This window comes from Frisingicoccus caecimuris, from assembly GCF_004340975.1.
GTDB classification, from domain to species: domain Bacteria; phylum Bacillota; class Clostridia; order Lachnospirales; family Lachnospiraceae; genus Frisingicoccus; species Frisingicoccus caecimuris.
Genome location: NZ_SLXA01000001.1, coordinates 165,474 through 172,914 on the forward strand (window position 1 = coordinate 165,474; position 7,441 = coordinate 172,914).

Consider the following 7,441-nt stretch of genomic DNA (forward strand, 5'->3'; position numbering starts at 1 on the left):
TTTTTTTATTCATATATAAAAAATGTAGTTGTGTAGTTAGTCTTTAGTTTTTATTGGATTTATGCGGTTTCCGGGCTACTACAATACTTGTAGTCTTATTGTAGAAATGTAGTTTTTCCCAAAACTACATTATCACCTGATTTCATTTGTAGTCTTTTCGTTTGTAGTCATTCTCTCGAACCCTCTTTGGGAACCATACAGACGGTATTTCCTTGGCGTCCGCGTTTTCTGCCACCCTTTGATCCCGGACAAGACCTGGTTGATCTCACGGCTGTCTCTTTTGTTCATGTACCTCGGGTCGCCTCCAAAGCATTCCGCCCATATTTCTGCTGCGCACGTCTTCTCCCTCCTTACCAGCGTCTTTCCTTCTGGCACGCGCATATTTCCATTCAAAAAGGTCCTTCGGTCCATCAGGCTCATATCCTCCCAGTTATCGGGGATTTCCTTCTCCAGGAAATCAATAATAATCCCTTCTTTTCCCGAAAGCTCTTTATGTTCTTCCTGTGCGGCCTCCGCTAAGATTTCAATCTCTTTTGGCAGGAACAGCTTTTCCCCGAACTGCCAATACATATATGCTTCCGCCCATATCAGGTCCAATTCCTTCGGCAGCTGTTCCCAGATAGATTTTTTCGCCGGGTATACGCCGACATCTACTGGCCAGAATCGGCGGTTCCCCGTGGTGTCTTTAAGAAATTCTGTGTCATTGCTGGTACCAAAGAACACGCACCGCCGCGGATATCTCTCTGTCCGGCGCCCGTAAGCCGCCCGGTAGATATCATCTGTCTTACTCAAAAACTGTTTGATGACCTGAGTCTCCTGCTTCGTGAATGCTGTCAATTCACCCACTTCATTAATCCACGTTCCCTGAATGAGTTCAGCGGCCTCTTTTCCCTCAAAGGTCGTCAGGGAGTCCGAGAACCACTCCCCGCCGAGGATACTCAGAAAAGTACTTTTACCGATACCCTGGGGGCCGACAAAGATGGGCATATAATCATACTTTACGCCACCGGTAATCGCCCGCGCTACAGCCGCGCATAAAGACTTCCGTATGACAGCGCGAGTGTAGGGTGTATCCTCTGCCCCGAGATAATCGGATAACAGTGTGTCCAAACGTTTAATCCCGTCCCACCGGACGCTCTGAAGGTAGCGTTTCACGTCATTGATACGGTTCTGAGCGCTGACGAGCATCAGGGCATTGTCTAGCTTTTCCCTTCCTGTAAGGCCATAGAAAGTTTCCATATACCGATAAAATCCAGCATCATCTACGTCCTTCCACCGGCGTTTCTCATCCCGGTTATCCCATGGGAGCCTGCCAAGGGTCATACCGCAGCTGGCAAATTCGTCGGTGACGATCTTCCCTTTAAGCAGCGGGTCATTCTCAAGAACGATGACCGCATTGTTGATCGTTTTCTCATACCGGCCATTGGCATCTTTTGTGAGCCGGACGAGCCAGCTAAGATCATAGTCGTCTTCCGTCGATCCTGCTGTCTCTGAGGCTGATCTAAAGGCTTCTTTTGCCCGCGTAAAACGTTCCTCGGACATTCGATCTGACACCTGCGCATCGTCTAATGCCAGACGGCTCATCGCCATAAAAGAAGGCAGCTTGTTGACTGGTGTCCCTTCTTTGGCATCCTTATCCTGGTCACCGTATTTATGTAGGCGTACCAAATCAAAAGCATTGACGAGCAGTCCTGAACATGGATCCGTGGCATGATGGCTATAAAGAAACATATCGCCGTCATAGATGATAGCTCCGCCCTGTGTAGTTCCGCCGGTATAGGTGTATCGTCCTGCCACTGCCGTCTCTTCATACATTCCCGGGATAAACTTATCCATAGCCTGTGTGATGGTATATGTACGGCAGAATGCACCGATAACGCCCCGTTTGGCTGTTGGGTCTTCCTGCTTTGCCAGGCGCCGTCTCTCAATAGCTTCCACTCCCGGCACCTGCGGCCACTGGGATACGTCTGTCCAATCACCATACATATCCAGGAGACCTTGTAGACTACAGAAGGGATTGTCATATACCTTGTAGATATATTCCCCATCTGAACAACAGCTTGCCCAATACATGAGCCGTGATATATCAAATGTCGTTGGGTCACAGAACTGTATGCCGATGAGTGACGCAAGCTTTCTTGCAGCCGGCTCATACTCGTCTGGGGCCGCCGTCTCATCTAAAGGGATGATGACCCTCAGCCTCGGCGCATAACCTGTGTGCTTCCTGGTACTGTAGACCACCGCGGCACAGCCGAGACCAGATACCCGTTTTAAGATATCTTCCGCACCTCCAGCCGGTATATTATCCAAATCCAGTGTGATCAGGTCCCGGCCTTCGACGTAAACTGCTTTGCGCCGGTCATTTTTAAATGTCCCGCCGACAAATCCACCGACATCCTTAAGTTCTGCCTGTCGTGCCTTTCCTGCTGACAGATATTCCTGCATCGTCTCACTGCTCCGCACCGGAATCTTCAGCTTGTCGACAAATTCCGACCAGAGGATAGAACATTTCGGCCAGTGTGTAGCCTTCCGGCTCCCGCCGGTGCTGATCATGAGTTTTCTGTTATTCTGCAATCCTATCCCCCCTGCTAATCTTTCATATAATACGTGCTTTCAAATCCAGCGCCTTTTAGTATCAGTCCTGGCGCCCAAGGTATCGGCTCGGCCATCAGGTCGCATATCTCGTCCACAGATACATCCATCGGTGCGTCGATGATAACCTCATCGTGGACGTGAAAGACCACCTGTAATCCTTTATCATCGATCCGTTTTAATGTTTCAGCCAGGCAGTCTCTTGCAATGGCCTGGACGATATTTTCCGTCATCTTCCCGCCATAGGTGGAAGAGATCTCCCATTTGTGTGTCTGCTGTCCGACAGAATAGTAATGAACAGCCATTTTCCCGAACTGGTTTTCCTGCAGGAAAGGCCTTGGGTAAAAAAGCTTTCGACCACTCGGGAGCCGTACTGTCAGGAAACACTGACCATAGATCATATCCCCTTCCAGTGAAAATATGAGGCCGTTGATCGCCTGAGACTGCGCCGTCTGCATCACCGCAAGCGCTGCCTGTTCGATCTTATACCACAGATCACAGATACGCCGATTTGCACTCCGCCACCGGTGGACGATATCCGGAAGCTCTTCTTCCGTAAGTCCCATGCTGAGCGCCCCCATTGCGATCAGGGCATTGACGCCGCCCTGATAGCCCAATGCGAGTGTCGCCACCTTACCTTTTTGACGTAAGCCGTATTCCGGATTCCCCTTACTTATCTTTTCTACCGGGACGTGGAACATCTGTGACGCTGTTGCCTCGTAGATCTTCCCATGCGTTGCAAACACTTCATTCACCCACTGTTCCCCGGCCAGCCAGGCGATAACGCGGGCTTCGATCGCTGAAAAATCCGCCACGACAAACTTGTGGTTTTCTGATGGTATGAAGGCTGTCCGGATCAGCTGAGAGAGGGTATCCGGAACATTCCCGTACAGGATCCTTATCCCCTCATAGTTTTTCGCCTTTACAAGATTTCTGGCGCCATCCAATGTTTTTATATAATTTCTGGGAAGGTTCTGCATCTGCACTAAACGTCCGGCCCACCGGCCCGTCCGGTTGGCCCCATAATACTGGGTAAGTCCCCGTACGCGATCGTCATCGCCTTTGGCCGTTTCCATTGCCACATACTTCTTAATTGAAGTCTTCCCAAGCTGTTGGCGTATCTCAAGCACTCTTCGTGGCCCGCTGGATATATTGTTTTTTAACACTTCTTCTACAGTGGCCTTCTGGAGATTTGGAATATCCAGACCAGAATCCTTGAGCCACGCAAGAAGCTGTGCCGTGCTGTTCGGATTTGGCAGACCGGTGAGCTGGTAAGCTTCGTCGATGAGTCTCTGGGAACTTATGGCGTCCACTATAAGGGCTCCGGATATCAGTTCTTTATCGACACGCACGCCGTAAGCATTCATCCGGACATCCATCTGCCAGAGCCGGACTTCATCTTCCGGCATCGGGAACAGGGAAAGCCGCTGCAATATCTCATGCTCCGTGACGACATCTTGCTTACAATACTCCTTAAACAACGTCCATTTTTCAGGTGCATGCTTTGGAAGATTCCACGTCCGCCCGCCGTTTGTTTTTGTCGGTTTACACGGTACACAAAAATACCGGATAAGGGCCTTGCCCACAGACAGCTTTTGTTTATCTTGTGGGAGCCCGATGGCCTTGCCCGTGGCATCCAATCCGGCCGTATACCCGCAATACAGGCCGTGAGCCATCGTACACCGCCACTGCTCCAATGGCGTCTCATATCCGGCCTGATTCAGGCAATACCACTCGAAAGCCGCGTTATATGCATGTTTTTGCACATATGGATTCGATAAACATGCTTTGATAAACTCAGGTATTTTTTCGCCACACGCCAGGTCAACGATCTCCACTGGAGAGTCATCCATTTGATAAGCGAATAAAAGTATCCCAAAATCTTTATCCTGGGCATATCGGTAAAGTCCTGTCTTTCCAATATCGGCGCTGCTCTTTGTTTCAATATCTATACTCAGATGTCTGATTACCATTGTTATCACCTATTAAACAAAGGGGCCTAAAGCCCCTTATCTCTTAAAATGGAAGTCCTGTAATGGGATTGATTCCAGATACAGGCTGTTGTGGCATTCCCGCGCCGGCCGCATAGTTCTGAGCTGCAGGCTGCTGAGGCGCCCCGAATGCCTGTGCTGCAGATACATGCCCGCCGCCTAAAACTTCGCCGTCTTTAAGCTTCTGCACCGGCCCGAGTCCGCACCCGATACCTTTTTTACCACCGAAAGAATAGGGATAAAACGTCACATTTACCCGGCCATAGATCCCACTGTAAACTTCGGACTGATTGATGATCGGATTTCCTACTTTATCTACGATTTCCGGCGGATAATCTACTTTTGCACTGGCTGTGAACACCCAATGTCCTTTACACTCCGGTCCAAAAGGCATCCCGTCCGATGGCCGCACACCATCTCCGTCATAGACCGGTGTCGGGACCACCGGTGGGCACTGACCATTCCATTTCTCGGTCACGCCGCGCTGCTTAGCCGCTTCGATCGCCGCATTAATGCGCCCCATCGTCGCCGTGTCCGTCTTCGGCACTAAGACCGTAGCACTGAACTTTTCCTCCTGTCCCTGCATTGCTGCGTATGGTTTGAACAGATGTACATAACTCAATCTCACTTCTCCTGTAGTCACATTGCAAATATTATCCATAATGATCTTCCTCTCTTTCTCACTGGTCTACGCCGCTCGGAGCAAAAGCTTCTGCAGCTGATACTTTATTCGTAATCGCCGGCCTTTTATCCGATGACCTCACTAAGGCCGGCTTTCCAGGCCGCTTAACGACCATATCGCCCACCAGCCCATTAAATTCTTTTTTACCAACAACTTTTTCAACTTGGGCCAATGTCAACGGCCGTTCTTCCCAGAGCATGGCTCTGTCTACGCCTTGTTCCTGCAGCATTTCAAAAGCCTTGTCCATGTCTGTCCAATCCCGTGAACCCCGTCCTTCTACTGCTTTCCATCCCGGCACATCACCTCCGGCCAGACATTCCGATAACGCCCACTCCTGTAGATCCTTCTGGTACTTTACTACGTCCTCAAGCTCAGCCAGCCGCTTTCCGGCTTCCACTGCACTGATGAGCGGCGGGAGTTCCCCGATATCAAATGCCTTTTTGACATTGTGATCCGAACGTGCCCGGCATCTCGCTTTTGCCCGGCAGAATCGGCAGGTGTCCGTTCCCGGCGCATAATCGCCTTCGCCCTTCCAGGCAAGCGCTGCCCTCTCTCTGACATACTCGCCCCACTTTAACAACGCTTCAACGGTATACTCCCATTCGGAGATGTTGTCCAGTCTCGGCTGTACGATCGACATGCGGATGTGCTTGATCGGATAAAGCATCTTATAAGCCTCATAAGCACCAAGAGCGTATAAAGATAACTGGGCGTTTTCCTCGGCGGATACCATTACGCCTTTGCCATATTTAAAATCAATGACGTGAAGCGTTTCCCCGCTGATCAGGATACAGTCAGCTGTCCCAAATCCGTCCGGCACATAAGCGCTGTAATCCACCCGCATTTCAATGACCGCATATGGGGCGGACTCTAAAGAGAGCGCTGTCTGTTTGATATAGTCCAGATATTCATTTGTATACCGGTCCATCTCATCCTGCCACAGAGCTTCTTTCTTGAGCTTATTCAGCCGCCGGGTATACTTCTGTCGTCCAAAGTCCACGGTGTAAAAATAGTGCCGCACCTTTATTTCGGCAAGCTCATGGGCCAGAGTCCCTTCTGCCGCTGACTCTGATGCCGTATCCGGAAACTGTTCTTCCAGCCGGGCACTCGGCGGGCACATCAGCCATCGATGCGCCGCGGAAGCGCTCAACACTGCATGCTTACGCCCTTCATGATTCATATCTGAGCCCCCAATCCGCGCAGAGCCGTGGCAAAAGCACCGTATTGTTCCACCGGCAGCTCTGGGAGAGAATTCACGCCAAACTGTACCAGGAGCTGTTGAAGCTCAGCTTGATGCCCGCTGTTCATCAGCGCCATTCCTGCCCGCGCAAGATCATCCATAGAATATGTAGTTGCTGAAGTCGGTACCGCGGCAGCTGGAGCCTGCTGCACCGGCGGAGCTGCCTGCGTCTGTACCGGAACTACTGGCGGAACCGGGGCCTGCTGCGGCGCTTGAACCGATGGCTCTGTTGCAGGGCTCCCCGACGGCACCTCTGGTGTCGCTACATAGGTTTTGTCAATAAACTCTTTCATTTCCTCTAATGAATCAAATGTTACGTGAATCTGCATGTTAATTATCCTCCCTCTGTAAATTCTTTAATATGGTTTCTGCGATCTCTTCCCCTTGTCTGGTTTCAAGTTCTTCATCCGTGAATTTTGATAACTCGTATATCGCATCCATCGCTTTGCTCGCCAGCATTCCACCAAAAGCATTTTCAAGTACTTCTCGTACACCTTTTGCAATTGCAACAAACTGATCCGTGATTTCCGTTAGATCTCCACTGATTTTCACACTTTCTTTATCTGCTTTAATCATTTACTTTCTCCTTATTCTACCTCCACAAATTTTCCGTCTATCAATTTATAAAAAGTATCCGGTTTAATGGTCTCTCCATCCACTTTTGCTGACTGTACATCAACAATGTGATATTCTCCATCAATGCGCTTCCATTCCGACAGCACCAGATAGCATCCTAAAGCTCCTTTCGCCTTACTATCACAGCCAACAGCCATAGCAACGCTCTCTTTTCCTGTAACTGTGGCTGCTGACCGGTCCCCGGTATTCGTCGCTGCTGACCGGTCCCCGGTATTCGTCGCTGCTGACCGGTCCCCGGTATTCGTCGCTGCTGACTGGTATCCGGTATTCGTCGCTGCTGACCGGTCCCCGGTATTCGTG

8 protein-coding genes are annotated in these 7,441 nt (G+C 50.3%); all 8 read right to left on the bottom strand.

Annotated elements, in window-relative coordinates:
• Nucleotides 1-132 precede the first annotated feature (132 nt).
• Entirely contained in the window at nucleotides 133-2,574 is a 2,442-nt protein-coding gene (locus EV212_RS00900) for a virulence-associated E family protein (RefSeq protein ID WP_132087460.1), read from the bottom strand.
• Between the two features lie 14 nt (nucleotides 2,575-2,588).
• Nucleotides 2,589-4,565 carry a DNA polymerase gene (locus tag EV212_RS00905; RefSeq protein ID WP_132087461.1) on the bottom strand — a complete coding sequence of 659 codons (1,977 nt, stop codon included), beginning with the start codon at nucleotides 4,563-4,565 and terminating at the stop codon, nucleotides 2,589-2,591.
• Nucleotides 4,566-4,608: 43 nt separating this feature from the next.
• Nucleotides 4,609-5,244 carry a DUF2815 family protein gene (locus tag EV212_RS00910; protein WP_132087463.1) on the bottom strand — a complete coding sequence of 212 codons (636 nt, stop codon included), beginning with the start codon at nucleotides 5,242-5,244 and terminating at the stop codon, nucleotides 4,609-4,611.
• Between the two features lie 19 nt (nucleotides 5,245-5,263).
• Nucleotides 5,264-6,445: a DUF2800 domain-containing protein gene (locus tag EV212_RS00915; protein ID WP_132087465.1), complete on the bottom strand. Its 1,182-nt coding sequence runs from the start codon at nucleotides 6,443-6,445 to the stop codon at nucleotides 5,264-5,266.
• A complete protein-coding gene (locus tag EV212_RS00920; RefSeq protein WP_132087467.1) occupies nucleotides 6,442-6,834 on the bottom strand; it encodes a hypothetical protein in 393 nt (130 codons plus the stop codon). The genes EV212_RS00915 and EV212_RS00920 overlap by 4 nt, the downstream gene beginning before the upstream one ends.
• Nucleotide 6,835: 1 nt before the next feature.
• Nucleotides 6,836-7,081, bottom strand: a complete 246-nt coding sequence (locus EV212_RS00925) for a hypothetical protein (RefSeq protein WP_132087469.1) — start codon at nucleotides 7,079-7,081, stop codon at nucleotides 6,836-6,838.
• Nucleotides 7,082-7,092: 11 nt separating this feature from the next.
• On the bottom strand, nucleotides 7,093-7,278 hold the full coding sequence (locus EV212_RS13600; RefSeq protein WP_243115421.1) for a hypothetical protein: 186 nt from the start codon (nucleotides 7,276-7,278) through the stop codon (nucleotides 7,093-7,095).
• A partial coding sequence (locus EV212_RS13605) for a hypothetical protein (RefSeq protein WP_243115422.1) occupies nucleotides 7,262-7,441 on the bottom strand: 180 nt, incomplete at its 5' end. The genes EV212_RS13600 and EV212_RS13605, both read right to left, overlap by 17 nt.

Bases quoted from the DNA above. Each gene is read 5' to 3' on its own strand.
- EV212_RS00905 (WP_132087461.1), bottom strand. From the start codon at position 4,565: ATGGTAATCAGACATCTGAGTATAGATATTGAAACAAAGAGCAGCGCC.
- EV212_RS00910 (WP_132087463.1), bottom strand. From the start codon at position 5,244: ATGGATAATATTTGCAATGTGACTACAGGAGAAGTGAGATTGAGTTAT.
- EV212_RS00915 (WP_132087465.1), bottom strand. From the start codon at position 6,445: ATGAATCATGAAGGGCGTAAGCATGCAGTGTTGAGCGCTTCCGCGGCG.
- EV212_RS00920 (WP_132087467.1), bottom strand. From the start codon at position 6,834: ATGCAGATTCACGTAACATTTGATTCATTAGAGGAAATGAAAGAGTTT.
- EV212_RS00925 (WP_132087469.1), bottom strand. From the start codon at position 7,081: ATGATTAAAGCAGATAAAGAAAGTGTGAAAATCAGTGGAGATCTAACG.
- EV212_RS13600 (WP_243115421.1), bottom strand. From the start codon at position 7,278: ATGGCTGTTGGCTGTGATAGTAAGGCGAAAGGAGCTTTAGGATGCTAT.